Source organism: Nicoliella sp. ESL1120, from assembly GCF_058508515.1.
In genome coordinates, this window is sequence record NZ_CP196383.1 from 1,268,856 (window position 1) to 1,295,257 (window position 26,402).

The 26,402-nt window shown below is 37.9% G+C and carries 30 protein-coding genes and 1 pseudogene; 2 read left to right on the top strand and 29 right to left on the bottom strand.

Annotation, left to right across the window (positions count from 1 at the left end; all coding sequences use genetic code 11):
* Window positions 1-2: 2 nt before the first annotated feature.
* The 15 genes and pseudogenes from ACSYTE_RS05470 to ACSYTE_RS05540 all read right to left on the bottom strand — a co-directional run bounded on the left by ACSYTE_RS05470 (window position 3) and on the right by ACSYTE_RS05540 (window position 11,599).
* A complete protein-coding gene (locus ACSYTE_RS05470; RefSeq protein ID WP_491716437.1) occupies window positions 3-611 on the bottom strand; it encodes a metallophosphatase in 609 nt (202 codons plus the stop codon).
* Between the two features lie 102 nt (window positions 612-713).
* Entirely contained in the window at window positions 714-2,078 is a 1,365-nt protein-coding gene (locus ACSYTE_RS05475; RefSeq protein ID WP_491716438.1) for an amino acid permease, read from the bottom strand.
* A 208-nt stretch (window positions 2,079-2,286) separates the two neighbouring features.
* Complete coding sequence (locus ACSYTE_RS05480; RefSeq protein ID WP_491716439.1) at window positions 2,287-3,480, bottom strand: acetate/propionate family kinase; 1,194 nt, start codon at window positions 3,478-3,480, stop codon at window positions 2,287-2,289.
* A 23-nt stretch (window positions 3,481-3,503) separates the two neighbouring features.
* Window positions 3,504-4,532 carry a class I SAM-dependent methyltransferase gene (locus ACSYTE_RS05485; RefSeq protein WP_491716440.1) on the bottom strand — a complete coding sequence of 343 codons (1,029 nt, stop codon included), beginning with the start codon at window positions 4,530-4,532 and terminating at the stop codon, window positions 3,504-3,506.
* Between the two features lie 256 nt (window positions 4,533-4,788).
* On the bottom strand, window positions 4,789-5,229 hold the full coding sequence (locus ACSYTE_RS05490) for a competence type IV pilus minor pilin ComGF (RefSeq protein ID WP_491716441.1): 441 nt from the start codon (window positions 5,227-5,229) through the stop codon (window positions 4,789-4,791).
* Window positions 5,195-5,380, bottom strand: a complete 186-nt coding sequence (locus tag ACSYTE_RS05495; RefSeq protein ID WP_491716442.1) for a hypothetical protein — start codon at window positions 5,378-5,380, stop codon at window positions 5,195-5,197. The genes ACSYTE_RS05490 and ACSYTE_RS05495 overlap by 35 nt, the downstream gene beginning before the upstream one ends.
* Entirely contained in the window at window positions 5,373-5,804 is a 432-nt protein-coding gene (gene comGD, locus ACSYTE_RS05500) for a competence type IV pilus minor pilin ComGD (RefSeq protein ID WP_491716443.1), read from the bottom strand. Before comGD ends, ACSYTE_RS05495 begins: the two co-directional genes overlap by 8 nt.
* Window positions 5,791-6,102 (bottom strand): competence type IV pilus major pilin ComGC, encoded by a 312-nt coding sequence (comGC, locus tag ACSYTE_RS05505; RefSeq protein WP_491716444.1) that lies wholly within the window; start codon window positions 6,100-6,102, stop codon window positions 5,791-5,793. Before comGC ends, comGD begins: the two co-directional genes overlap by 14 nt.
* Window positions 6,102-7,091: a competence type IV pilus assembly protein ComGB gene (comGB, locus tag ACSYTE_RS05510; RefSeq protein ID WP_491716445.1), complete on the bottom strand. Its 990-nt coding sequence runs from the start codon at window positions 7,089-7,091 to the stop codon at window positions 6,102-6,104. Before comGB ends, comGC begins: the two co-directional genes overlap by 1 nt.
* A pseudogene (gene comGA, locus ACSYTE_RS05515) lies at window positions 7,084-8,064 on the bottom strand (competence type IV pilus ATPase ComGA). Before comGA ends, comGB begins: the two are co-directional and overlap by 8 nt.
* 109 nt (window positions 8,065-8,173) lie before the next feature.
* A complete protein-coding gene (locus ACSYTE_RS05520) occupies window positions 8,174-8,908 on the bottom strand; it encodes a YebC/PmpR family DNA-binding transcriptional regulator (protein ID WP_491716446.1) in 735 nt (244 codons plus the stop codon).
* 84 nt (window positions 8,909-8,992) lie between these two features.
* A complete protein-coding gene (locus tag ACSYTE_RS05525) occupies window positions 8,993-9,550 on the bottom strand; it encodes a cysteine hydrolase family protein (RefSeq protein WP_491716447.1) in 558 nt (185 codons plus the stop codon).
* A 20-nt stretch (window positions 9,551-9,570) separates the two neighbouring features.
* Entirely contained in the window at window positions 9,571-10,578 is a 1,008-nt protein-coding gene (gene ccpA / locus ACSYTE_RS05530; RefSeq protein ID WP_491716448.1) for a catabolite control protein A, read from the bottom strand.
* Between the two features lie 139 nt (window positions 10,579-10,717).
* Window positions 10,718-11,188 carry a hypothetical protein gene (locus ACSYTE_RS05535; RefSeq protein ID WP_491716449.1) on the bottom strand — a complete coding sequence of 157 codons (471 nt, stop codon included), beginning with the start codon at window positions 11,186-11,188 and terminating at the stop codon, window positions 10,718-10,720.
* 21 nt (window positions 11,189-11,209) lie between these two features.
* Entirely contained in the window at window positions 11,210-11,599 is a 390-nt protein-coding gene (locus ACSYTE_RS05540) for a DUF948 domain-containing protein (RefSeq protein WP_491716450.1), read from the bottom strand.
* Window positions 11,600-11,742: 143 nt separating this feature from the next.
* Here ACSYTE_RS05540 and ACSYTE_RS05545 point away from each other — a divergent pair, with 143 nt between their 5' ends.
* Window positions 11,743-12,630, top strand: coding sequence for a mechanosensitive ion channel family protein (locus tag ACSYTE_RS05545; RefSeq protein ID WP_491716451.1), 888 nt, complete (start codon window positions 11,743-11,745; stop codon window positions 12,628-12,630).
* A gap of 43 nt (window positions 12,631-12,673) precedes the next feature.
* On the opposite strand, the gene ACSYTE_RS05550 is transcribed toward ACSYTE_RS05545, so the two are convergent.
* Window positions 12,674-13,270: an XTP/dITP diphosphatase gene (locus ACSYTE_RS05550; RefSeq protein WP_491716452.1), complete on the bottom strand. Its 597-nt coding sequence runs from the start codon at window positions 13,268-13,270 to the stop codon at window positions 12,674-12,676.
* Window positions 13,270-14,082, bottom strand: a complete 813-nt coding sequence (gene murI / locus ACSYTE_RS05555) for a glutamate racemase (RefSeq protein ID WP_491716453.1) — start codon at window positions 14,080-14,082, stop codon at window positions 13,270-13,272. The genes ACSYTE_RS05550 and murI overlap by 1 nt, the downstream gene beginning before the upstream one ends.
* Window positions 14,083-14,236: 154 nt before the next feature.
* On the opposite strand from murI, the gene ACSYTE_RS05560 reads away from it, so the two are divergent.
* Window positions 14,237-14,767, top strand: coding sequence for a YslB family protein (locus tag ACSYTE_RS05560; protein ID WP_491716454.1), 531 nt, complete (start codon window positions 14,237-14,239; stop codon window positions 14,765-14,767).
* 50 nt (window positions 14,768-14,817) lie between these two features.
* On the opposite strand, the gene trxA is transcribed toward ACSYTE_RS05560, so the two are convergent.
* From trxA to ruvB, 12 genes are all read right to left on the bottom strand, one after another.
* The gene (trxA, locus tag ACSYTE_RS05565) at window positions 14,818-15,132 is read right to left on the bottom strand and encodes a thioredoxin (RefSeq protein WP_491716455.1); all 315 of its coding nucleotides are present in this window, start codon (window positions 15,130-15,132) and stop codon (window positions 14,818-14,820) included.
* Between the two features lie 77 nt (window positions 15,133-15,209).
* Window positions 15,210-17,573: an endonuclease MutS2 gene (locus ACSYTE_RS05570; RefSeq protein WP_491716456.1), complete on the bottom strand. Its 2,364-nt coding sequence runs from the start codon at window positions 17,571-17,573 to the stop codon at window positions 15,210-15,212.
* A 13-nt stretch (window positions 17,574-17,586) separates the two neighbouring features.
* Entirely contained in the window at window positions 17,587-18,075 is a 489-nt protein-coding gene (locus ACSYTE_RS05575; protein ID WP_491716457.1) for a CvpA family protein, read from the bottom strand.
* Window positions 18,075-18,326, bottom strand: coding sequence for a cell division protein ZapA (locus tag ACSYTE_RS05580; RefSeq protein WP_491716458.1), 252 nt, complete (start codon window positions 18,324-18,326; stop codon window positions 18,075-18,077). Before ACSYTE_RS05580 ends, ACSYTE_RS05575 begins: the two co-directional genes overlap by 1 nt.
* A 104-nt stretch (window positions 18,327-18,430) precedes the next feature.
* Window positions 18,431-18,736 (bottom strand): DUF1292 domain-containing protein, encoded by a 306-nt coding sequence (locus ACSYTE_RS05585; RefSeq protein WP_491716459.1) that lies wholly within the window; start codon window positions 18,734-18,736, stop codon window positions 18,431-18,433.
* Window positions 18,737-18,747: 11 nt separating this feature from the next.
* Window positions 18,748-19,182: a Holliday junction resolvase RuvX gene (ruvX, locus tag ACSYTE_RS05590; protein WP_491716460.1), complete on the bottom strand. Its 435-nt coding sequence runs from the start codon at window positions 19,180-19,182 to the stop codon at window positions 18,748-18,750.
* Window positions 19,179-19,454 (bottom strand): IreB family regulatory phosphoprotein, encoded by a 276-nt coding sequence (locus tag ACSYTE_RS05595; protein WP_491716461.1) that lies wholly within the window; start codon window positions 19,452-19,454, stop codon window positions 19,179-19,181. Before ACSYTE_RS05595 ends, ruvX begins: the two co-directional genes overlap by 4 nt.
* A gap of 182 nt (window positions 19,455-19,636) precedes the next feature.
* Window positions 19,637-22,282 carry an alanine--tRNA ligase gene (alaS, locus tag ACSYTE_RS05600; RefSeq protein ID WP_491716462.1) on the bottom strand — a complete coding sequence of 882 codons (2,646 nt, stop codon included), beginning with the start codon at window positions 22,280-22,282 and terminating at the stop codon, window positions 19,637-19,639.
* 288 nt (window positions 22,283-22,570) lie between these two features.
* Window positions 22,571-23,932 (bottom strand): DEAD/DEAH box helicase, encoded by a 1,362-nt coding sequence (locus ACSYTE_RS05605; protein WP_491716463.1) that lies wholly within the window; start codon window positions 23,930-23,932, stop codon window positions 22,571-22,573.
* A gap of 1 nt (window position 23,933) precedes the next feature.
* A complete protein-coding gene (locus tag ACSYTE_RS05610; protein WP_491716464.1) occupies window positions 23,934-24,890 on the bottom strand; it encodes a DHH family phosphoesterase in 957 nt (318 codons plus the stop codon).
* 85 nt (window positions 24,891-24,975) lie between these two features.
* A complete protein-coding gene (gene yajC, locus ACSYTE_RS05615; protein ID WP_491716465.1) occupies window positions 24,976-25,332 on the bottom strand; it encodes a preprotein translocase subunit YajC in 357 nt (118 codons plus the stop codon).
* A 49-nt stretch (window positions 25,333-25,381) separates the two neighbouring features.
* Entirely contained in the window at window positions 25,382-26,389 is a 1,008-nt protein-coding gene (ruvB, locus tag ACSYTE_RS05620) for a Holliday junction branch migration DNA helicase RuvB (protein ID WP_491716466.1), read from the bottom strand.
* Between the last annotated feature and the right edge of the window lie 13 nt (window positions 26,390-26,402).

The following is a 26,402-nucleotide window of genomic DNA, read 5'->3' on the forward strand; positions in this document are numbered from 1 at the left end:
TTCTAATGTCTTTTTGCAAAATCAATTGCCTTTTGCTCAATTATCGTTTCGATTTCTGCTTCAGATAATGGGGCGCCAAATGGGGGGCGCTTTGCCAGGTAATCCAATTCTGGACTATCAATGCCGACGTTAATGTTCTCCTTAATTGGAACTGCGTAATGATGAATATGCCCATGTAAATTAATGATTTGATGAACAATTCCTAACATCATTGGGTAATGCGTCATATAGTATTGCCGATGATCGAACTTAATGATTACGCCTACGTCATGGAATTGAAACTTAGGTTTTCCATTCACAATAAAATTATGTTTATCTAAGTACTTAAAAAAATCACGACTATCATGATTACCCTTGATCAAAATTAAATTACCGTTTAATTGTTTAAGCACTTCAAAAATCTGTCGATAGGCTTCTTTTATGGGCTTAATAAAATATAGGGCAATGTCACCTAGATGATAAACGGTATCGGTTGGCTTGACGCGTTCATTCCAGTTTTGAATAATGGTTTGATTCATTTCAAAAACATCTTTAAACGGCCGTGGTGCAAAGTCATTAAAACCTAAAATATCCTTATGAAAAAAATGCGTATCTGCTGTAAAATAATTCATCTCAATCACCCTCATATTTAACATTATATTACATCGTTTTCGGTTTTTTCAAAAAGAAGCTACAAAAAAACTACTTTCCAAATTGAAAGTAGCTTTGCAAAATTATTTATTTCTTTTGGTACCGATCACGTAAACCATGTAAATTACGATCAACCAAATAATCGAACCAACCAACGCAATTAAAGTATCAAATTTAAATAGTAACACAACTGCGACCATTCCTAAGAATGCAATTACAAAATAGTCGGATAACGGGAACCAAGGGGTCTTAAATTTTAGTTTATCCTCTTGATTATCAGCCTTGACCTGCTTTCTGTACTTAATATGAGTAACTACGATTGAGCCCCAAATAAAGATGAAACAAGTCGTTGCCACACTGGCGATGAACGTAAAGACTCCTTCTGGAATCACCATGTTCAAGATTACGGCAATCGCAATGATTAAAGTCGAAGCTAAAATGGCGTTGCTCGGGACCTTTTTCTTAGAAAGTCGATGCATCTTTCTACTGAACCGATTTGATTCGTTGCCAGTCAAAGAATAAAGCATCCGCCCAGTGGTAAAGACCGCACTGTTACATGCCGAAGCAGCGGCGGTTAAAACCACGAAGTTAATGATCGCAGCCGCAGAAGTAATTCCAATGTTTTCAAATACTTGGACGAACGGACTGGCATTTTGACTAATATCGTTCCAAGGATAAATCACCATCAAAGCCATTAATGATCCAATGTAAAAGAGCAGGATTCTAACTGGTACCGAATTAATACTCTTTGGAATGACCCGCTCTGGATTCTTCGTTTCAGAAGCGGTCATCCCAATTATTTCAATTCCCACAAAACTAAAGATCACCATTTGAAAGGAAAGAAAGAAGCCCGCTGCCCCGTTGGCAAAGAACTTACCATGGGTTAAATTACCAATGCTAACTGGTCCCACTGAAGTTTGGTAATGGATCAAAAGTAATACGACTCCAACAACAATCAGAGAAATAATTGCCACCACCTTAACGATTGCAAACCAAAATTCAGTTTCACCAAAAGCAGATACGGTAATCGAATTTAATAAGAATAAAATAATCAAAATTACCAACGCGGGTAGCCATTGTGGCATCCACGGAAACCAGAATTTCATATACAAACCAGCGGCAGTGACTTCCGCCATCGCAATTGCAATCCATGAGACCCAATAGGTCCATCCAGTAATGAATCCCCATTTAGGACCCAAGTATTTAGCAATAAAATCAATATATGAGGTACTATCAGGATTGGACATCAATAGTTCCCCTAGTGAACGCATTAAAAAGAAACAGGCAATTCCAGCAACTATGTATGCAAGTAGAATTGATGGCCCAGCAAAATGAATTGACTGACCAGCTCCTAAAAATAGTCCCGTTCCAATCGTTCCGCCAAGCGCAATTAGCTGAACATGGCGTTCTTTAAGTTCTTTGGACATTTGTTCATCTTTTTGTCCCATTTTAAACACTCCTTTATAATGTAAATTAGTATAAACTGGGTTCATAAAAAATCACAACCAAGTTAAAAAAACGCTAGCACCAAGCGAGAGAGTAATTTAGCGTTATATCAATAATAATTCACTTTATAAAAAGTTAAATGAATTTATTTCACTTTTAGTTGAAATAAAAAAAGTAGCCGATTAGCTACTTTTTTTATTTGATAATGATTTAGTTCTTTTTCAATCTTTCAACATCCCGAACAATCATTAATTCTTCATTAGTAGGAATCAACAAAGTCTTAACCTTAGCATCATCAGTACTAATATCACGTTCTTCACCGCGAATATCATTCTTCTTTGGATCAACTGCAATGCCAAAGTAGCCTAATTCGTCGGTAACTTCTTGTCTAATCATGATATCATTTTCACCAACACCGGCAGTGAATACGATCGCATCAACACCATTCATTTCAGCAATGTATTGACCGATGTAGCGAATGATTCTATTCTTGTACATTTCTCTTGAAAGATAAGCCCGATGATTCTTATCTTGAACCCCTTCGATTTCACGCATATCAGCAGAAACGCCTGATACACCAAGTAATCCAGATTTGTTGTTCAAGATCGTGATCATGTCACTAAGCTTATCAATGCCTTCCTTTTCCATTACGTATGAAAGAACGGAAGGATCAACATCCCCAGAACGAGTGGCCATCATCACACCAGTAAGTGGTGTGAATCCCATTGAGGTATCGTATGACTTACCACCCTTAACGGCACACATTGAAGCTCCTGCACCAATATGCATGATGATCAACTTAAGGTCTTCAACTGGCTTACCAAGCATTGCGGCAGCTCGTTGGCTAACGTAACGGTAACTAGTTCCGTGAGCACCGTACTTACGAGCACCATATTTTTCATAATATTCATAAGGAATTCCATAGGTATAGTTCTTTTCAGGAATTGTGGTATGGAATGAAGTATCAAACACAGCAACACTAATAACGTTTGGTAAAATCTTCTTAAATGCCTTAATCCCTAAGATATTAGCAGGTTCATGAAGTGGTGCTAATTCTGATAAGTCTGCTAGCTTTTGTAAGACATCATCATCAATAACAACTGAATCTTTAAATTCTTCTCCACCAGCAACGACCCGATGACCAACCCCAGTGATTTCATTGTAATCACTAATAATGTCAAGGCTCAATAGCTTGTCTAATACCAACTTGATTGCTTCTTCATGGTCCTTAACATCTAGGGTATCCTTATATTTCTTTCCGTCTCCATACTTAATCGATACGGTTGAATCGGGCATCCCAATTCTTGCGATATCCCCACTAGAAATTAATTTTTCAGATGGCATTTCGAACAATTTGTACTTCAAAGTTGAACTACCAGCGTTAATTGCAATTGATTTTCCCATAATTATTCTCCTTAAAAATAGTATTATGACTTAGCTAATAAATCCTTTTGTTCCCATTCAACGATTTCTGCAATAAATTTTTGAAATGCAGATTGATCCTTGAATGAAGGAAATTCACCAATCATGATTTTATTCACTTGCTTTGCACCATCACCGTGGCGTTGTAAGATCATAATTGCCTTTTGAGTATTTTGATTTGAAAATAGCTCACGAGGCAGGTTCAACATCCCTTGCAGGTATGCATTATCTTGCATCCACTTCAATAGTGTTTTTGACTCCTCAGTTTGAAATAAATTACTAGGAACCAAGAATACCCCAAAACCACCTGGTTTAACATGGTTCATTCCCTGCTCGATCAATAGATGATGGGCGAAAGAATGACCATTTTTAGAACTAGTGGCATAATTTCGTACGTTTTCATCAATCGGATAATATCCAATTGGTAGATCTGAAATTACTAAGTCCACATTGTTTACCAAAATGTTATTGATCGAATCTTGGTGGATTAATTCTACTGGTAATTGTTGCATCTCAGCGTTAATCCCAGCAATTGATAATAGTGAATCGTCATTATCGATTCCAATGCCATGCACATCCGCATGTAATTCAGAAGATAATTGATGCATCACTGCCATTAATAAATTCCCACTACCAACTGCTAAATCCAAAATATTAATCTTAGACTGGGACTTAAAGATCCGCGTAAGCAAATAGCCAATGATGAACGCAATTGTATCAGGTGTTAATTGGTGGTTAGCCTGAATTTTATCCTGAACGACTGCCTTAATCATAATCATTTGAATGGCCTTACGAACATCTTCAGAATCCATATTTTGATAATCAACCTGTTCATATAGTGACTTTAATTGGTCAGCAACATCGGAATTTGGTTGATCATTTTCAATATGAACATTATTATTATCTAACATGTTATTTCCATTTTCAATAAATGAATCTAGATAAGATAAATTCAATGCTTTTTGCAATAACTCAGTCGATTGATCCAATACCTTAAAAAGAGTCTCAGTATCTTTTTTAGCCAGTATTCTCAACCTCCTTAGGTAAAGTGATTAGACAATAACCAACATCAATATTACCAGAAAATTGTGAATAAATTCAAGATTGACAACGATTTAATTATTTTTGCGATTTTAAAACCAATTCCACCCGTTTTTGATAGTCGAGACTAATTGAGTTATTAGTACGAATCTCCCCATTGATTGCCTTAATTTGAAAATATAGCAGTGTTGTCATTAACAATAAAATAATTATTGCAATCAAAGTCATTGAAGCTGTTCTCATTATTGACTACCCCGTTTTTGGTAATAATGATCTGGCATTAAATACATCCCCATTTTCCATTATTAACTTACTTTTTAAAATTCGATTATGATAACTCCATTCAACACGACTAACCCCATCGATTAATGGGACGTATCCACCATGATCGGTAGTCATTTTAATACTATTATTTGATAATGAAAGCTGATATTTTTTATGGTGAGCAGTTAAATTAAGCCTGTCTAATTCATTTGAAACGTACTTAAATCGATATTCATCAGATTCGAGCATTTGTAAATACATATGAAAAGCAGTCAGATGATTCTCCTGCTGGCGTCGATTCAAGCTATAGTTGATAATTATTCCACAAAGTAAAACCACCATTGAGGCAATCATCAATGAAATAATACTTTCTACGATGGTAAAGGCGTTTCTAGTGCCTACTTTGTTCCATAATAACTTTTTCATACCGTTCCCGTTCTCGTTCCATTCTAATCCTACTATTCATCAATTTAACATTAATCGTTTGCAAAAACGTCAAATAAAAGGTTACTGCTGTGCTGATGATCAATAACGCTAATAATGAATCGGCTAAAGTAAATCCATCCCTATTATTCATACTTGATTCGATAAACTCCCCACCCTAATTGAAAAGTTTGTTTGACTTTTCGTTGATAATTTTGTGAATCCCAATTAATCGTTTTGGGGCTAACGTGCCCATTACTTTTGATAATCACTTCTTCTCTTGGCTGTAAATTAACCAGTCCCTTTGGGTAGTTCAGTTGTTCTAATGGCGTATCATTAGCATAAATAAACTGTAGCTGATGTTTATAAAAAACAACCCTTACCTTAATTTGTTTTTCAACCGCTAAGCGTTCTGAATATTGCCACTGTTTTTGAAAAGATTGCCAAAAGATTCGTTCTTGCATTCGACCAGCGCTATGACCATTCACACCAATTATTCCAATCATTAATACCATAATTGCAATCACCATTACGATCAAAGATTCTAGCAGTGTGAATCCAGATCTATTTTTGAGCATTATTGTCAACAATTCGAATCCCATTTTGCTGGGCTTGTTTAGCTTGTTTTTCACTTAAGTATCCATTGCTTACTAGCATTGCATAGGTGACCTTATCATCACTGTTTTCATTCAAATAACTATCAATTTGGGTTTGCACCACTGATTCCATCGCAGTACCATGAATTGATTTGGCATTGTTTCTTTGGTTGGTTAAATTCGGAATAACGATTAAAATCAAAAGGGAAATAATGAATAACACGATCGTCATTTCAATTAATGTGAATGCTTCTCTTTGGCTTTTAAATTTAAATTTCATTACTTATAAACCTCGCTTAATGTATCGTACATCGGTAACAACATATTTAAATAGGTGATTACGATTACCGCTCCAATCACCACAAAAATAACTGGTTGAACAATTGAAATGAGGCGTTGAGACTGATTCCACATCTTATCAAAAGATAATTTAGAATAAACAGCTAGTTTCTTAGCAACTAACTGAGCTTGATCGCCATGATCAAAGAATAGTCCCGCCTCATTCGGTAAAAAAGCATGTCGTTCAATAATACTATTAATTGAGCGACCAGACTGAATCGATAATTCCAACTCCCTGCCAATTTCAAATAAAATTGAATTAGCTTGAAATCGTTTTAAAACAGTGGCAATCGATCTGGCTTCTAAACCACTGGCCATTAATAATGAAATGTTACTTGCAAAAAAGTATGCATAATATGATTGAATGATTCCACCAATAATAGGCACCCGCGCATAAAACTCAGCTCGCTTAATTCGAGTTTGTTGGCGCAGCCACATTCCAAAACAAATTAGGCTGCCGCAAAAAAGCGGTAACAATAGCCACCACCAAATTTGACCATTATTTTTTATTGAATCTGAACCACCAATCATGCTTAATTGGGGACTTACGAATAACTTAATTCCCACAATAATGATCATCAATAAGCCCACTAGGAAGAACGGATAAATCAATAGTGCATTCAGTTTAGTTCGCTGCTTATTACGTTCTTCAATAAATTTTTGGATGCTTTGAAGGGTATTAACTAGCTGTCCATGTTGTTCAGCAATTTCAATTTGATTAACGATATCAACTGGAATGTAGTTAATCAATCCGTTGGCAAAGGATTCCCCAGCATTCAATTGATTTATTATGTTATCAATAAATTGATCCTTAACATGTAATTCACTGATTAATTTAATTGCCTCACCAATCGAAAATCCGTTTTGTAAAAGTGCATTTAAGGATTCAAAAAATTGTAATTGCTTTTTAATTGAAAGTCGCTTATCCATACCACACCCGCTTTCGCTCCTCATCACCAATTAGTTTAGCGCTCACTAGTTGATCTAAATCAGTGCGCCAGGTTTTAATTGAATCGGTTTGGGTTAAATGTTGTTCAAAAATGTCTTCAGCCGTGACTAAATTAAAGAGGGCCTTAGGTTGCTCATCGTTGCTAAACAAGAGCCGTTGATATGAAATTGTATTTAAACATTGTTTTAAATAATCGAGCTGCACCCCTAAATTAGTTAAACGCTCGATCACGCCTAATGGACTTTTAGCATGCAGGGTGGTCAACACTAAATGACCACTTAAAGCAGCCTGAACTGCTGCTTAAGCGGTACTGGCATCACGAATTTCACCAATGATAAATATATCAGGTCGATTTCTAAGTCCTACCTTTAACAGTTCTTGATAGCTCATCAAAGCATCCGAATTAACCTGTAGCTGTAAAAAACTAGGTTCGTAAACTTCGACTGGATCTTCGATTGTCATAACCTTTTGATTTACGCTATATTCACGTGCCAAATGATAGATCGTAGTCGTCTTTCCAGAACCAGTGGGCCCTGCAAAAACAATTAACCCTCTTTGAACGGACCGCTGCTTTAAACTTTGGTATTGTTCAGGTTTTAAAAAATGAAGCGAATGGCTATCCAGCGGATAAATAAGTCTAATTACCATTGCTTCACGACTTTTAAAATCCCCAACGGTTGAAAATCGTAGATAACAATGATAATTTTCATGGTGCCACTCCATTGCTCCCATCTGCGGACGGCGATGTTCACTAATTAACATGTTCCCATTATATTTAAAGTAATTAATTATTTTCAGTCCAATTGATTTAGGAATTGATTTAACAGTGATGATTTGATTATTATAATGACGTTCGATCGTGTAATTAGTTTGCTTGGGTACAATATACACATCTGCTGAGCGCGCTTGATAAGCTTCTATCAAGACTGAAGTAATCAGCGTTTTAACATCCATAATATCCCCTCCTTAATAATTAATTACGCAATTTATATTTATCCCAATCAAAAAATCCCCAACCAACTAAAAAAGTTGATTGGGGATTTACAAATAAATATTAAGTTAATTATTCAACGTTATCTGGTAATTCAGCGGCTTCGTAAACATCTTGAACGTCATCGTTTTCAGATAGTTCATCGATTAAGCCAGTGTATTGTGATAACTTAGCTTCTGGAACTTCGGTTGTTGTATTTGGAATCATCTTCACTTCAGCAGTATCTAAATCATACTTTTCTTGAAGTGCATCCCTAACTGCTTGCATGTTCGATGGGTCGGTGAAGACTTCAAAACGATCATCGCTAGCCTTCATATCATCGGCACCTGCATCCAAAGCATCCATTAACATCGTATCTTCATCCACATCTAAACCATCGCGAAGGATCACAATGTATCCCTTACGGTCGAATAGGTATGAAACGGAACCAGAGGCACCTAATGAACCACCATGGTGGGTGAATGCAGAACGGATTGCAGAAGCAGTCCGATTCTTATTATCAGTCAAGGCGGAAACCATTACGGCAGTTCCACCAGGTCCATAACCTTCGTAAGTAATTTCTTCGAACTTAGCTCCACCAACACCGGAAGCCTTGTCCAATGCACGTTGAACGTTTGCCTTTGGCATATTAGCTGCCTTAGCTTTGTCCATTTCTAGCCGCAATTGGGGGTTACCGTCTGGGTCAACACCACCAGCCTTCGCAGCTTGGTATAAGTTACGTGATATTTTTTGGAAAATCTTTCCACGCTTAGCATCTTGAGCACCTTTACGTCCCTGGATGTTATGCCATTTTGAATGTCCTGACATAAATTAAGCACTCCTCTCTTTATAATCCTAAATTAAACAAATACAATTATAGCAATATCTAAAAAGCTAATCAAGGTAACAACCCTAATCAACCACTTTTGCGCCTAAACAATTTTGAAAATGATTCAAAGCCCAACTCTGCGCTTCATCTGACAGTGTTGCCACACATGATTTGTGAACTACTAAATTATAACAACGATTGTACGCATCCATTGCCGTGTGTAATACACAAATATCAGTACAAACTCCCGTTAAGTGGAGCGTATCAACATGGCGTTCACGTAACCTTAAATCAAGGTCAGTCCCAGCAAACGAACTATAACGGGTCTTATCAAAAAGGTGAACCTTTTCATCCCCTTGATTTTGTTGATACCAATCATCAACATGCCCGAATAACTGTCGACCCCATGAATCGCGAACATTATGGGGTGGGTATAGCTTAGCTTCAGGATGGTAAGGATCATTAGGGGTATGAACATCGGTCGGAAAATAGATCCAAGCCCCTTGTTCCTTCATTTCATTAGCTAACTGAACAATTGAATCGTCAAGTTCTTGAGCTGGCTTTCCACATGTCAAAGCACCCTTATCAGCTACAAAATCATTTGTGTAATCAATAATCAATAGCGCCTCATTTGATTTCATAATTATCATTCCATTCTAAATTAATTTGACTTAGTTGAATCACGTTTAATAATTTGGTGAGAAAGTCGTACGTTTTTTTCGTCAACCTCATCATGATTCATCAGCTTAGTTAATAATCGCATTGCGACTGCCCCAATATCATAAAGAGGTTGAACTACTGAAGATAATTGAGGGCGCACAACACGAGTAAACTTAGTATCATTACCAGTTATAATTTGAAAATCATTGGGAACTTTAATCCCATTATCAGTTAGTCCATTCAAGATACCAGCTGCTAGTTCATCATCACTAACAAAGACCCCTTCGATTCCCGCTTGAACTAAGCGAAGTGCTAAATCATAACCAGATTGATAACTTTCATCCGTAGAAAAAATAAAATCACTATTAAAATGGATATCATTGTCAGCAAGTCCCATCCGATAACCAACTACTCGATAATCAGCATTGATTGCATAATCTAGTGAACCACAAACCAGCCCCACCTTAGAACAACCATTTGCCACTAAGTTACTAACCGCTTCTGAAGCAGCTGCTTGATAGTCAATATTAACGCTTGCTTCTAGTTGATTTTTACTAACCGTTCCAGCCAATACGACCGGAACAGTCGATCCTTCAAATAGACCCCTAAGCGTCGGTTCAACATCATGACCCATAAAAATAATTCCATCAACTTGCTTAGTCATCAAAGAATTAAAGACCCGCTTTTCCTTTTCCTCATTCCCGTCGGAACTAGCTAAGATAATATTATATTTGTACATTGCAGCAATATCATCAATCCCACGGGCTAACTCAGAAAAATAAATATTAGTAACATCTGGTACAATTACCCCAATAGTAGTGGTTTTCTTACTGGCTAACCCTCTTGCAACTGCATTAGGATGATAATTTAACTTTTTAATTGCACCCAATACCTTATCACGCGTATTTTTACGAACATTACTATTTCCATTTACCACCCGTGAAACAGTTGCCATGGAAACATTTGCTTCCCTAGCAACGTCGTATATGGTAACCGTTTGTTTTTCCATGAAATAGCCTTCCTTTTCTTTATAATAGCGCTTACATATAAATTAATCCTTTTTAATATAACAAATATCATCACTGCAATCAATTTATAAATAAAAAAGCCTCTCAATATTGAGAGGGCTTGAAACTAAGTATATTAAGTTATTTGGAAGTGCCATTGGGATAAAAGGTTTCCACTTTTTTGTCATTTTTGAAGACATCATCAGCATTAACAACGATATCATCTTGGGCATCTTCAGATGTACTCCCTAGTTCGTCTCTTAAACGATCTGCGGCAGTGTGAAATTGAGTAGTGTTACTTTCATCATTATCATCATCAGAAGCCTCTTGGAAACGATCATTAATCTTATCAGTAGCGGAGTTAAACGCTTGCTTTGCGTTATCGGTAACTTCATTTGTTTTTTGTCCTAACGTTTCCTTGGCATCGGAAAGCGCATCGTTAGCATAAAATGCATAGTCAACTGCCCGATCCTTTAAATCATGGGCAGTATTATTTACCTTTGTAACAATTTCCTTTTGTTTGGCTGGGTCTAAACGCTTAAATGCAAAGTATGCAGCGGCACCAGTCAATCCTAAAAATAAACCAAATCCGAATCCTGCTTTTTTACTCATAACAAACACCTCTAAAATTGATTATTTTTTACTTTTCTTTTTCTTGTTACCAAAAGCGGACTTACCAACTAAGCTTAAGACTTTTCCACCAAAGCCTAATTTACCACCATTTTTAACCCGGCTTGTAAGGTTTTTAGTAGAATCATTTAATTCTGAAACACTAACCCCTAAGTCAGCTGCTGCTTGAAAGACAGGATCAATTGTATTGACCTTGTCGTTTAAATCCTTAAGCATTGAATTAGAACTTGCCAAAATCTTTTCAGTTTGATTAGAAAGTACGTCCACATCATTGGTAATTGATTTTAAGCTTTGATTAACTTCATTTAAGGTCGTAACCAATTTCAATAAAAATACACCAATGAAAATTACTAATAATAGAAAAGCTAAAGCGGCAATAATACCTGCAGTCATCTAAATCCCTCCCAACAATTAATTATTAAACCTACAATTAAGAATATCATTTTAACCAAAGTTTGACAATTAAAGTTAATTACTAATTATATTGATAAATCTGTGTTAAAATACTGTTATTATATCTAAGGAGGAATTAGTTAATGTTTTTCGCAGAATCTGTGATTACTAAAAATAGTTCATTTATTCAAAAATACTTAGCAACATTCAAATGGGATAAAATATTAAACAACTTAACTAGTACGATTTTTTCAGTCGTTATCATTTCGATTTTTTTCATTATCATTAGTCGGTTGGGAAAGTTCTTTATCAATAAGGCTTTTAAACAATATGGAAAAAGCAATAACACTAAAAATTCAAGCAAGCGAATCACGACCTTACACGTAGTTGCCAAGAACTCATTTCAATACGGATTAGTGTTCTTCTGGATCTACTCGGTACTATCCGAAGTGGGCGTACCAATCGGTACCTTACTTGCCAGTGCTAGTATCTTCAGTGTGGCAATCGGGATTGGGGCTCAAGGACTGGTTACCGATATCGTTACTGGATTTTTGATCCTATTCGAAAAACAAATCGATGTAGGTGAATACGCAACCTTGACCCTTACCAACGGTTCATCGATCGAAGGAACGGTAACATCAGTTAATTTAAGAACGACTGAATTAACTAGTTTTAATGGATATGTTAACTACATTCCAAACCGTCAAGTTGCTGCGATCACTAATCGGAATCGGAGTGAAACACGGGCCATTATCCAAATTAGAATCAATGGTAATACTCCAGTAGAAAAAACGATTGATATCATTAATAAAGTCAATGATGAATACGTTAAGCAATATCCAGACATCATCGCTGCTCCAGATGTTTGGGGAGCTACCAACACTCCTGACGGTAACGTTGCAATTCAAGTCAACATCCAAACTAAGAATGGTCAACAACTATACATTCAACACGAATTCTTAGGGCACTACTTAGATGCAATTTCAGATGCTGGCATCGAGTTACCAAAGAGTCCATTAGTATTAAACTAATTAAAATAACCAATAAAAAAAGACGATTTAAAATCGTCTTTTTTTATTGGTTATTTTTCCACCATTCGTCAATTTGATCCACTAATTTTTGAGTAGCTCGGCCCCGATGACTAATCGCATTTTTTTGATCATCAGTCATCTCACCCATTGAAAGCTGCTTTTCGGGAACGTAAAATAGTGAATCATATCCAAAGCCATTGTTCCCACGCGGTGATTCTAAAATTTCTCCATGAATATCACCATTTACAACTAATTTAGCGCCACTAGGCTTGAACAACACTAAACAAGTCCTAAACGTTGCCGAACGGTCTTGTTTCCCCTTTAAATTTGCCAATAATTTGCGATTATTAGCTTCGTCATCATGATCACCTGCATAACGCGCTGAATAGACACCTGGAGCATTATTTAGGGCTGCTACTTGCAGTCCTGAATCATCAGCTAAAACAGAATGCCCAGTAATTTTAGCAACTGTACTAGCCTTAATGGTCGCGTTTTCCTCAAAAGTAGTCCCGTTTTCTTCAATTTCACCAATTGATGGAAAATCAGCTAAAGTCTTAATGTTAAATCCATGCGGGGCAAGCATTTCCTTAAATTCTCGAGCCTTGTTTTGGTTATTAGTGGCAATGATTAAATCCGTCATTATTCATCCTCCAATTCTGTTAATTCAACATGACTAGCGGTAATTGAACGTTGAAGCCAATCTTCGGCAATCGTTACAAATTTATCAATTGAACCAGTGGTAAAAAATTGATAAGTTGCCAAATGATCTGCAGGCGCTGAAAGGCCTGACTGGCGTAACACCTCAACTACTTGTTCACATACCGCTATTCCTGGATCAACTAATTTAATATCATTGCCAATTGCTTTTTGAATCAACGATCGCATAATGGGATAGTGAGTGCACCCCATTATTAAGGTATCAATATCATGGCCTAGCATCGGCTTGACATCAACATCTACAATTGATTGATCTAACGGGCTATGGTACTTACCGTCCTCAACCATGGGGATAAATCGTGGACATCCTAGACTAAAGACATCCACGTTCTTGTTCAACCTTTTTAATTCCTGCTCATAAGCATGGCTCTTGACGGTTCCATTAGTTGCAATTACCCCAATGCGATTATTTTGCGTCGTTTTAACTGCTAATTGACTTCCGGGATCGATCACACCAATTACTGGAATTGACAGTGCGCGCTGTAAAACAGGAAGTGCCTGAGCAGTAGCTGTATTACAAGCGACCACCAACAGCTTAATGTCTTTTTTTATTAAAAAATGTGCAATCTGCATTGCAAAAACTTGAATCTGTGATTGGCTTTTTTCACCATATGGTAATCTGGCTTCGTCACCGAAATAAACAATTGATTCGTTCGGCAGCTTGGTAATGACCTCTTTGGCAACCGTCAGGCCACCAACTCCAGAATCCATGAATCCAATTGGTTGTGAATTCATTGTTGATCCCTCTTTCGAATGTTATGAAACTATATTATCTAACATTTTTAACCAACCTTCAAGATATAAGATAGTTTAAAAGGTTCGCCAAAAATGTTTTAGTGCGTGTATAATGGAATTCATAAATGAAAAAGAATTGAGGTTGAGAACGGATATGACTAAAGAATTATATCAAAAATTCATTACCAATCCGAAAATAAAAAATAATTGGCCAGCAGCTTTCCTACGCGATGAAGTAATTACTGACCTGCTAGGTGATGACGTTCATAGTATTCTTTACTGGGCTGGCAAACGAATGGCGCGCAAATACGCCACTAATAATCAATCCGAATTGGCCATCTTCTTTGAGCAATCAGGACTAGGCCATCTTACAATGAATAAGGAAAGTGAAAATCTAATTGAGTGGTTAGTGAGTGGTCCAATCGTTGATGCTAGAATTAATGCTGATCATGATGCCGATTTCATGTTTGAATCTGGATTCTTAGCCCAATCAATTGAACAACAACGTGGATTAGTCACTGAAGCAGAGCTTGATAAAAAGAAACTTAAAAAGGGACAAGTAATCGTTAGCGTTCATATTGATCCCCAAAATACCACTGATGAATTTGAAGCAGTTGCCCCATTTGATGTCATTTCAGATCAAATTCAAGAAAATAACGATTCTGAAGATAGTGAGCAAGAATAAATAAAAAAATCATGACTAACATTAGCCATGATTTTTTATTTATTCAATAATTAATCAACGTATTGATCCAATACCTTAGCAAGTTGTTCTTTACTATGGTACCCAACAATACTATCAACTACCTTACCGTCTTTTTTAACCAATAGGGTTGGGATACTCATAATCCCAAATTTTTGAGGCGTTTCTTGGTTTTGGTCAACATCCATTTTATTGAACGTAACCTTATCACCCATTTCCTCAGAAAGTTGATCAACAACTGGTGATTGCATTCTGCAAGGACCACACCATGTTGCCCAAAAATCAGTTAGAGTAACACCCTTAGCAGTATCTTGTTCAAAGGTTTTATCAGTCGTTTCCGTAACCATCAAATTACCTCCTAAAATTCTTATTTTTAACTAGTTTAACACGGTTTCAATTAAATGCAATTAAAAAGCATTGTACACTATTTAAATTTAACAACGGTCGAACCATCCCCACCTGCATTAGCTGGTGAATAGCCAAAACTCTTTACCCGTCGATTGCGCTTTAAATAGTCGGTAACACCCTTTCTAAGTGCACCCGTCCCCTTCCCATGAATGATCGTCACAGACGGATAACCAGCTAGTAGCGCTGCATCAATATAACGATCAACTTCATGCATCGCCTCATCATACCGATGACCCCTAAGGTCTAGCGAAGAAGACATTCCTGAAGACTTAGTCCGTCTAACTGTATTGTATTGACGCTTGGGTTCTTTTTTGGGTTGGCTCAACTTTTCTAGGTCGGATTCGTCAATTTTCATTTTAAGAATACCCATTTGGACTTCCCAATTATGATTACCAATTTTATCAACTAAAACACCAGGTTGACCATATGATTTAACCATCACATCGTCACCCTTGTGAAAATCATGCTTAGCCTTTTCACGTTTTAAAACTCGGTTATTCTTCAAACTCAAATCATTATGCAAAGAGTTTAACTTTCCCTTAGCATCCATTAATTCATTTTCCTTAACGGCTGTTTCAGAAAGGTGCTTTTGCTTTTCATGAAGCTCGGCAATAATTTTATCCGCTTGCTTCTTAGCTTTAGCAACCACCTCATTAGCTTTTTCTTTTGCGGATTGATTCAACCGTTCACGTTGGTGCTCGTATTGGTTAAACTTATCGGTCAATTCTTGGTGTAACTTAGTCGCATCGTTCAACTGGATCCGTAGTTGTTCAGCATCTTCACGAGCCTGCTTAGTTTGATCAGCTAGTTGTTTAATCATATTATTGATTTCTTGACTACTTGTATCAGTAAATGAACGGGCCTCTTGAATAACGCTTTTTTTCATTCCAAGGCGTTCTGCAATATTTAGCCCATTACTTTGCCCAGGCACTCCCACCAAGAGATGATATGTGGGCTTGAGCGTTTCAATATCAAATTCCATTGAGGCATTAATCGTCTGGGGACGATTATAAGCATACGCCTTTAGCTCAGGATAATGAGTCGTAGCAATCACTTCACTATCGACGACTCCAATTTGGTCTAAAATGGCAATTGCTAAGGCCGCACCTTCCTTAGGATCGGTTCCAGCACCCACTTCATCAAGCAGAACGAGACTGTTTTTAGTGATGTTACGCAAAATTTTAATGATGTTATCCATATGGGAGGAAAAAGTACTCAAATTATTTTCAATTGATTGTGCATCCCCAATATCGGCAAAAATATTATCAAAAACAGCCACCTGACTGCCCTCATTAACAGGAATAAACAAACCTGATTGAGCCATTAGTTGTAGTAATCCAACCGTTTTAATCGTAATTGTTTTCCCACCAGTATTAGGACCAGTCACAATAATTGCCCGATACTCATCACCAAGCACAATCGTATTACCAACGACTTTATTAACATCGATCAATGGATGTCTAGCATTTTTTAGATTTAAAACATTCTTTGCAGAAATTTGTGGCAAGGTAGCCTTAATTTGTTTAGCATAACGAGCCTTTGCATTAATCAAATCTAAATGACCAATGATTTTGAAATTAGCAATAATTTCGTCTTGGTACGGAGCGACCATCGCGGAAAGTTCAGCTAAAATCTTAACTTCCTCATGGCGAGCAGCCAATTGATCACGCCGTAATTGATTATTGAGCTCAACTACTGCAGCAGGTTCGATGTATAAAGTCTGTCCAGAAGCACTTTGATCATGAACGATTCCGCCAAACTTAGATTTGGCTTCAGCTTTCACTGGAATTACATACCGTTCGTCACGAATTGTAATGATCGATTCACTAAGGAACTTAGCTTGATTGCCCCGCAGGTATTTGCCCATCCGATTACGAATGTTATTTTCAGTCCGTGAAATTCGCTTTCTTAAGCCATATAGTTCCTCAGAAGCTGAATCCAAAAGCCGTCCATCAGGGTTTAAAGCTTTTTGCAACCTTGTTGTAATTTCTGGAATCAACGCAAACGATTGAATCAAATCATAAAGACGATGAAGTTCCACTTTATTTGCCTGTAAATTATCAAAAAAAGTCATTAATCGATTAACAGTGATTAATACTTGCATAATTTGAGCTAGTTCAGTTCCATTCAAACTAGCGTTAATCGTTAAGCGCTTCATATAGGGACGAATATCATTTAACGTCACTAATGGCATTGCTTTTTGTAATCTTAATATATGTGCACCATCATCAGTTTCTAATAGTGCGGTTTTGATTAGCTTTCGATCACTAATGGGTTTTAAGCGACGCAATTCGCTATTCCCAGTACTAGTTGATAAAAAGCCATGAATCGCTTCTTTAATTTTATTATACTCAAGGGTATCAAGAACCTTTGAATTCATAATTCAATCCTCCTTAATTAGAGTTTAACCAGTGATAAACTACATTAGGGGTAATGATTGGGGTTTGATTTACAATCATTTGGGCAATTCCAGAGTTAACGTATTGAGTTGCAAACCAAGTTCCATCAGCCTTTAATAACAAGTTTAAAATGATCAAAATCATTCCATAGCACATTAAAAAACCACTAAATGCACCTAAAATACCATCTAGCTGTTTTAAAATCGGTAGTTTCGTAATGGTTCGTAATATTCGTCTAATTCGCATCATTATTAAATAGCAAACTACAAAAGTCCCCAAGAATGCAATTATACTAACTATTGATGAATCAGCACTATTGAAAATAGCTAAAATCCAACTTTTAGGGTATTCAGCAAAGTGCAATGCGATCCAAAATGAAACAATGTAACTAGCAATCATAAATAAGCTAGCCACCAATCCCCTTCTATAACCAATAATGGTACTAATAAATAGTAATAGTAATATTATAATCGTCAACATCATTATTCATTTTTTGATTTGGATTCAATTTGATCCAATTGTCCTTGTAATTTTAATTGATCTGAAATTGCATTAAAGGCTAGTAATACCATTGCATCTTCATAACTAATACTTGAAGATAGTTGATTTAATTGGTTCAATTGCTTATTCATCAAATCTGTTACTGCATGCATATGCTCCATTGAACTTTTGCCAACGAACGTATACGTTCGATTACCAATCTTAGCTTTGAACCGCTTTTTAGTTTCACTCATTATTAAATTCCCTCCAAATACTTCATGCATTATTTTATCATGAAACATTATTGCAGTTAGTAATTCACAAAAAAACTCCCAACAATTAGCTGGGAGTCGTTATATTATTCGTCTGAATCATTATCTAAAAATGTATTTAGAACGGATTCAACAATATCCCATTCTTTCTCAGACTCAATCGGCATTAACTGGCCACCTTGAGGATCAGCAGGATCTTCACCCTTTGGTAGTGCATACGCCTCAATGTCCACTTCATCGTCATCTTCTTTACCAGCAGGGTAAACTAAGATGTAGGACTTGCCCATATCTTCTGATTCAAATGTGAATAAAATCGTGTAAAGCTCCTCATTCCCCTGGTCATCAACTAGGGTAATTTGTTGCTTACCATCTTCATTTGTTGTTTCAGTCATTATATTCTCCTTTATTCGTTCGTTAATTTTCCCTTACGGTCTAAATAACCCTGCAGAATTAATTCCGCAGCAACTTTATCGATTACTTTCTTACGCTTTTTTCTAGAAGTATCTGCTTCTTCAACTAGCATTCTTTCGGCTTCTACGGTCGTTAATCGTTCATCTTGAAAATCAAATGGAATGCCAAATCGCTGATTAGCCATCCATGCATACTTTCGACAAGCATCCACCCGTGGGCCAGAAGTGTTATTCATGTTTTTAGGGAGGCCAATAACGAATCCAGTCACCTCATATTTAGCAACTAGTTCCCCTAAACGATGCCACCCAAACTCTTGATTATCTTCATTGATCGGTATAATTTCAACACCCTGTGCTGTCCAGCCGAGCGGATCGCTAACCGCAATTCCAACGGTTCTTGAACCAACATCTAATCCCATTAACCTCATTTATTTATATCCTCATTTTTTTTATTCTTATCAAGATAAAAACGCACTAATTCTTCAATGATTTCATCACGTTCATGACGTCGAATCAAATTTCGAGCATCGTTAAAACGAGGAATATATGCTGGATCTCCTGAAATTAAATAACCAACAATTTGATTATATGGATTATAACCCTTTTCTTCTAGGGTTTTGTACACAATTAAAAGTGTATCATGTACATCTTTCGGTGCTTTATTAAAATCGAAGTACATCGTTTTATCTAAAGAAGACATCTACAACACCTCACAAATTATAACATTCAACTTAATTTTACTAAAAATCAATATAAATCTCAAATTGAATCAAAACATTAATTAATTCGTTCATTATTAACCAGTTGTCTTATTATAGCATACATAACGAAAAAAACTCTAATGGTTGAATGATTTTCAACCATTAGAGTCTTTTTATTTAACTATTTTTGTTCTTTAAGCCAATCTAATGCAGCACTCATCGCGTCGTTTAAACCAGCAGGATTCGTCCCACCAGCTTGCGCCATGTTAGGACGGCCGCCCCCACCACCATTGATGTTAGCAGAGATTGCCTTGATCAAATCGCCAGCCTTTAAGCCAGCCTTGACCTTTTCATCACTAACGGCAGCGATTAGGTTCGCCTTATCCTTACTGTTAGTTCCAAGCACTAATACATCGGACAGACCCTTTGTCCGCCAGGTATCAGCTAGTTGACGAAGTTGGTTCATTCCAGAATCCTTAATAATCCCAGTAATGATCTTAACGCCATTAACATCCTTTACATTTTCAAAAACGTTGTTAGCTTGTTGACCAGCAATCTTAGCTTCAAGGGATTCTTGCTTTTGTTGTAGTTCCTTAACTTCTGATTGAAGTTGAGTTACCTTATTTGGCACGTCCTTGATTTGCTTAGTCTTCAATTCAACTGCAATCTTGTTCAATAGGGATTGTTTGTCATTCAGAAATTCGTATGCTTCTTGGGAAGTAACGGCTTCGATTCTCCGCACTCCAGCACCAACTCCTGATTCTGAAACGATCTTGAACAAGCCAATTTCATTCGTGTTCTTAACGTGATCACCACCACAGAATTCGATTGAGAAATCTCCAGCACTAACCACTCTGACCTTCTTACCGTACTTAGAACTAAATACGGCTACGGCACCCATTTCCTTCCCAGTCTTTGGATCAGTTTCGATCGTGGTCACTGGTAGTTCCGCAAAGATCTGGTCGTTGACCATTTGTTCAACCTTCTTCAAGTCTTCATCAGTCACAGAACCAAAGTGGTTAAAGTCAAACCGCAAGTAGTCTGGTTCCACTAGTGAACCAGCTTGTTGAGTATGACCACCAAGTACGTTTCTTAATGATTGATCCAACAAGTGGGTTGCCGTATGGTTCTTTTCCACCTTGCTGTGGAAGTGACGGTCAACGACTAACTTGTAAGTCGCACCCTTTTGCATTGGTTCAAATAGTTCAACGGTGTGTAAGTTTTGGTTGTTCGGTGCGTGTTGGACATCGAGCACCTTGGCAACTAGGTTCCCATCGTGATCTTCGATGACCCCTTGGTCGGCCACTTGACCACCCATTTCAGCATAGAACGGCGTCTTATCAAAGATAATTTCAGCCTTCCCCGCTTTGACTTGATCCACAAGCTTTTCATCAAACACGATGTCTTCGACCTTCGCGTTTTCGACGATCAATTGGGTGTAACCAACGTATTCACTAGGGGTCTTAATGTCAACTAGCAAGTCGCGTTGAACACTCATGGCATTGCCATCGTCACGGGCGTTACGTGCCCGATCCTTTTGCTTTTGCATTTCATTCTTGAACCCTTCAGCATCCACGCTCATTCCAGCGTCAGCCAAGTATTCTTGAGTCAATTCAAATGGGAATCCATAGGTATCGTAAAGCTTAAATGCATCGGCTCCACTCATTTGCTTACCATCTGAAGCCCGCACTTGATCCATCAAGTCGTTCAAGAGGTTCAAACCATCTGATAGGGTGTCATTGAAACGATTTTCTTCTGATTTGATAACCTTTTCAATGTAATCAGCATTCTTCAATACTTCTGGGTAGAACGCCTTCATAATTTCACCAACTACGGGAACGAGCTTGTAAAGGAAGTTTTCAGTAATCCCAAGATCTCGACCAGCGACGATTGCCCGCCGAATCAATCGGCGAATCACATATCCACGGCCAACGTTGGATGGAATCGCACCATCATTGATGGCAAACGTAATTGCCCGAGCGTGATCAGCAATGATCTTAAATGAAATATCATCAGCGTGCACCTTACCATATTCACGGCCATCACTGAGTACTTGCGTCTTTTCAATAATTGGTAAGAATAAGTCGGTTTCAAAATTCGTAGGTGCATCTTGGAAAATCGAAACCACCCGTTCGAGTCCCATCCCCGTATCAATGTTTTTCCGAGGAAGTGGTTCGTAGGTATCATCTGGTTTGTGGTTAAATTGGGAGAACACGATGTTCCAAACTTCAAGGTAACGTTCGTTTTCCCCACCAGGATAGTTTTCTGGATCATCGGGTGCTAAGTCGTTGAACTTTTCACCACGGTCATAGAAGATTTCTGAATCGGGACCTGAAGGCCCTTGGCCAACATCCCAGAAATTATCTTCCATGTCGATCAAATGACTAGGATCAACTCCTGCTTCGATCCAAAAGTTTCTGGCATCTTCATCTTCAGGATAAACGGTCATGTAAAGCTTATCTTTATCCCAACCGAAATACTTTTCTGAAGTTAGCAATTCGAACGCCCAATGGATGGCTTCTTTTTTAAAGTAATCCCCCACTGAGAAGTTCCCTAACATTTCAAATAGCGTTTGATGCCGAGCAGTCTTTCCGACATTTTCGATATCGTTAGTCCGAATACTTTTTTGGGAACTAGTCATCCGACGATTCTTAGGAACAACCCGTCCTTCAAAATACTTCTTCATGGTGGCAACCCCAGAGTTAATCCATAATAATGATGGATCATCAACTGGAATCAATGATGCACTTGGCATGATCGTGTGACCACGTTCTTCAAAGAAGTCCAAGTACATTTGGCGAATTTCACTACTACTTAATTTTTTCATCAATAAACCCCTCCAAAGGCACAAAAACACCGTTGCTAGTAAAGACGCTTTTAACGCGGTACCACTTTACTTGCAACGATGTTTTCGTTTACCTCTTTAATTCTCAATAACGCTGAGTAGCGTAACTTTGAAATGGATAGCCCGCAATCTAAACTTGCAGACCTTGCAATAACCGACCTGTCCCTAATTTCCATTTAGATTTTGGATGTTCCAATTTGTTATTTGTATTTTTATTCAACTCAATTATACAATATTTTTAACTATTGAGCCAACTTTTGCACTGAAAAATTAACGGTATCGTTGGGAACTTTGCTTCTTTTGCTTCCGTTGTTGACGGGCTTCATTACGTTGTTCAACCCGCCGATTAAATTCATCATTTCGTTTAATGGCGTTCTTAATGCGCCGCTTGTAGCCCGGCTTGACCTTCCGCTTATTCTTCTTCACCATCCCAATCATAGTTGGTTCTAGCTTTTTAGAACGATTACGGTGGGTCTTACGGCGATTACGGTCATATGAATCAACGATTTCATGGTCCTTAATCGCCTTAGGTTGAAACTTAATTCCCATGTTTTCAAGTTCAGCAACGCGTTCTTCTTCACCAGGTTGATAAAGCGTAATGGCAGTTCCAGCCATCCCCTTGCGACCAGTTCGACCAACACGGTGAATAAAATAGTCCAAGTCCTCTGGGATATCATCGTTGATCACGTCAGAAACCCCATCGATATCGATCCCTCGTGCAGCTAAATCAGTCGCTACTACGAACTGAAATTCAAGGCGTTGGACCTGCTTCATGATGCGCTTGCGTTCTCGCGGCTTCATGCCCCCTTGGATCATTCCGACTTTGAGTCCCTGTCCTACTAAATAGTCGTGGATTTCTTGGACCCGTGTTCTGGTATTAGCAAAGATCAACACCAAATACGGTTCACCAATCGTTAACAGTTGATAAATCAAATCATTTTTATCCTGACCCTTAGTAGAAATCAAAAAGTTATCAACGGTAGGGCTAATCACTGATTCGACTGGGATTTCTTCTGAGACTGGTTGATTCATGTACTTCTTCAAAAATGGTTCTAGTTTTTGTGGAATCGTAGCTGAAAAGACCATCATTTGTAGGTCATCGCCAAAACTAGCCGCAATTTTGTCCACTTCGCCTAAGAACCCCAGGTCTAGGGTCATATCAGCTTCATCGACTACTAAACGATTCGCAGTGTGTAAATCGAGGGCTTGGGTGTTAACTAAGTCCAAGATTCTCCCAGGCGTTCCAATAATAATTTGAGGTTGTTCGTGCTCTAATTTTTCAATCTGGCGTTGCTTATCAGTTCCACCCACGTAATTAGCAATGTGAATTGGCTTGTCGCTATGGCTAGCTAACTGCTTAGCATTTTCATAGATTTGATAGGCTAACTCCCGACTAGGGGTGGTAATTACAGCTTGAACAACCTGCTTATCTAGATTTAATTGATCAAAAATTGGAAGTAAAAAAGCGTGGGTCTTACCGCTTCCAGTAGCGGATTGACCAATAACGTCCTTCCCCTTTCTAATCACTGGAATCATTTTAGCTTGAACCGGTGTTGGTTCGGTAAATTTTAATTCTTCCAATGCTTCGTTAATAAACGGCTTGAAGTTGAACTGTTTAAAAGTGGTACTCATATTAGGCAATTACTCCTTTATAATTCTGTGCAGCATCACTGATTGCTGCAATTACCTGCTTAATTTCTGCATCATCTTTAGCAACCGCACCACTCGCTAATGGATGGCCACCCCCACCGAAATGTTTCGCAATTTCATTGATCACGGGACCCTTAGAACGCAACCGCACCCGATAGGTTTCATCTTTTTGTTGAACGAAAATGGCCCAGTTCTTCACTTCCTTAAGCTTACCTGGGAGTGGAACTACTGCAGATGTACTTTCGTCACCTAACTCTAAATCCTTTAAAATTTGGTTGGTCAAGATAATATAACCCGCACCACTATCCAAGATTTGAAGATTTTGGTAAACATATGCAGATAGGCGCGCTAATGGTAGATCGATTTCATCTTCAATTTGATTGACATCACTAGTTGAAAAGTCTAATTGCGCAAGTCCAGCGGCCACGGCGAACGTATGGGCAGAAGTAGAAGGATACTTAAAACGACCGGTATCGCCAACGATTCCGGCATACAATAACCGTCCAGCTTCAGCATTGATCTTTAAATCAGCACTTGCGCTGTAAAGATCATAAACAAGCTCACTAGTACTGGAGGCTTCTGGTTGGACCCACATTAAATCACCAAATTGGTCATCATTGGGGTGGTGGTCGATCTTAATCAACATTTTCCCCTTAGTGTAACGATCATCGTCAACGCGGGGTTGATTAGCGGTATCTAATACCATTACCAAAGCATCTTTATAAACATCATCATCAATCTCATCAACAGTCCCTAACCAATTAAAACCTGTGTACTGTTTTCCAACACAGTACACATGCTTATTTGGAAATGACTCCTTAATAATATTGGCTAGTCCCATCTGTGAGCCAATCGCATCTGGGTCTGGATGTTGGTGTCGATGGATAATAATTGTATCGAATTGTTTAATTGCATTAACGATTTTTTCTTGAGTATTCATAATGCCATCCTTTTTTATTTGTTAACTGAATTATAACATTAAAAAAAGCCTGAGTAACTTCAGGCTTTCCAAAGGTCAATTAAAATTATTTTGCTGATTCATCTGACTTAGCAGCACTATCATCAGCAGCTGAATCAGTATCATTTGATTCTGATTTTGAATCATCTTGACTAGCAGCTACTGGAGCAGCAGTAACACTAGCAATTGCGTTTAGATCGAATTCAAGAAAGATGCCGTCACAATCCAATGTTACGGTCTTATTTTCTCGATCGATAGAATCAACGACACCGTGAAGACGACCAATGGTTACAACCTTGTCGCCTTGCTTAATGTTATTAATAGTTTGTTGGTGTTCTTGTTGCCGTTTCTTTTGTGGCCGAATCATGGTGAAGTACATCACAACAATGATTAGCGCGATAAAAATAAAACTTGAATATTGCATAATTAATTACACTCCTTATTTATATACTACTTTAACAAAAATCAGCCAATTAGTCTACTGGTTTTAAGTGAAAATGCTCATAGGCCTCATTAGTAACCATTCGACCGCGAGCAGTCCGTTTTAAAAATCCAATCTGCAACAGGTATGGCTCATACATTGACTCGATCGTATCGGATTCTTCACCAATATTAGCAGCAATCGTATTCAACCCGACCGGACCACCATTATAAATCTTGATCATCGTAGTCAACAGTTTTTTATCGGTTGCATCAAGGCCCATTTCATCAACTTTTAATAACTCTAATGCACGCGCTACAACTGGTAATTCAATACTTGATTGACCAGAAACCTGTGTAAAATCACGAACCCGTTTCAATAAGCGATTCGCTATCCGTGGCGTTCCGCGTGATCTTCTAGCGATTTCATGGGCGGCTTGCTCTTTAATCTTTGTATGAAAAATATCAGCAGTTCGCTTAACAATTTCCTGTAAATCAGCAACTTCATAATAATTCATATGTTCTATGATTCCAAATCGATCCCGCAACGGGGCTGCTAAAATTCCAGCACGGGTCGTAGCTCCTACTAACGTGAACGGTGGCAGTGGAAAGTGAACTGGATGGGCGGTTGGCCCCTGTCCAACAACGATATCGATATAAAAGTCCTCCATTGCCGAGTACAACATCTCTTCCACTACCTTAGGTAACCGATGAATTTCATCAATAAACAAAACATCCCCAGGCCGCAACTCATTTAATAGCGCCACTAAATCGCCAGGTTTTTCAATCGCAGGCCCACTGGTGGTTTTAATATTAACCCCCATTTCACGTGCGATGATCATTGCTAAGGTCGTTTTCCCCAGTCCAGGTGGTCCGTACAACAATACATGATCTAATGACTCCTCTCGTTGCTTAGCCGCTTGAATATAAATTGATAGTTCATGCTTCAATTGTTCTTGACCAATATATTGGCTTAACGTTTGTGGGCGCAACGACTTTTCAACTGCAGATTCATCATTTCCTTGAGAACTACCAGATACGATTCGATTATCATCTGCCATCATAAATCCCCCC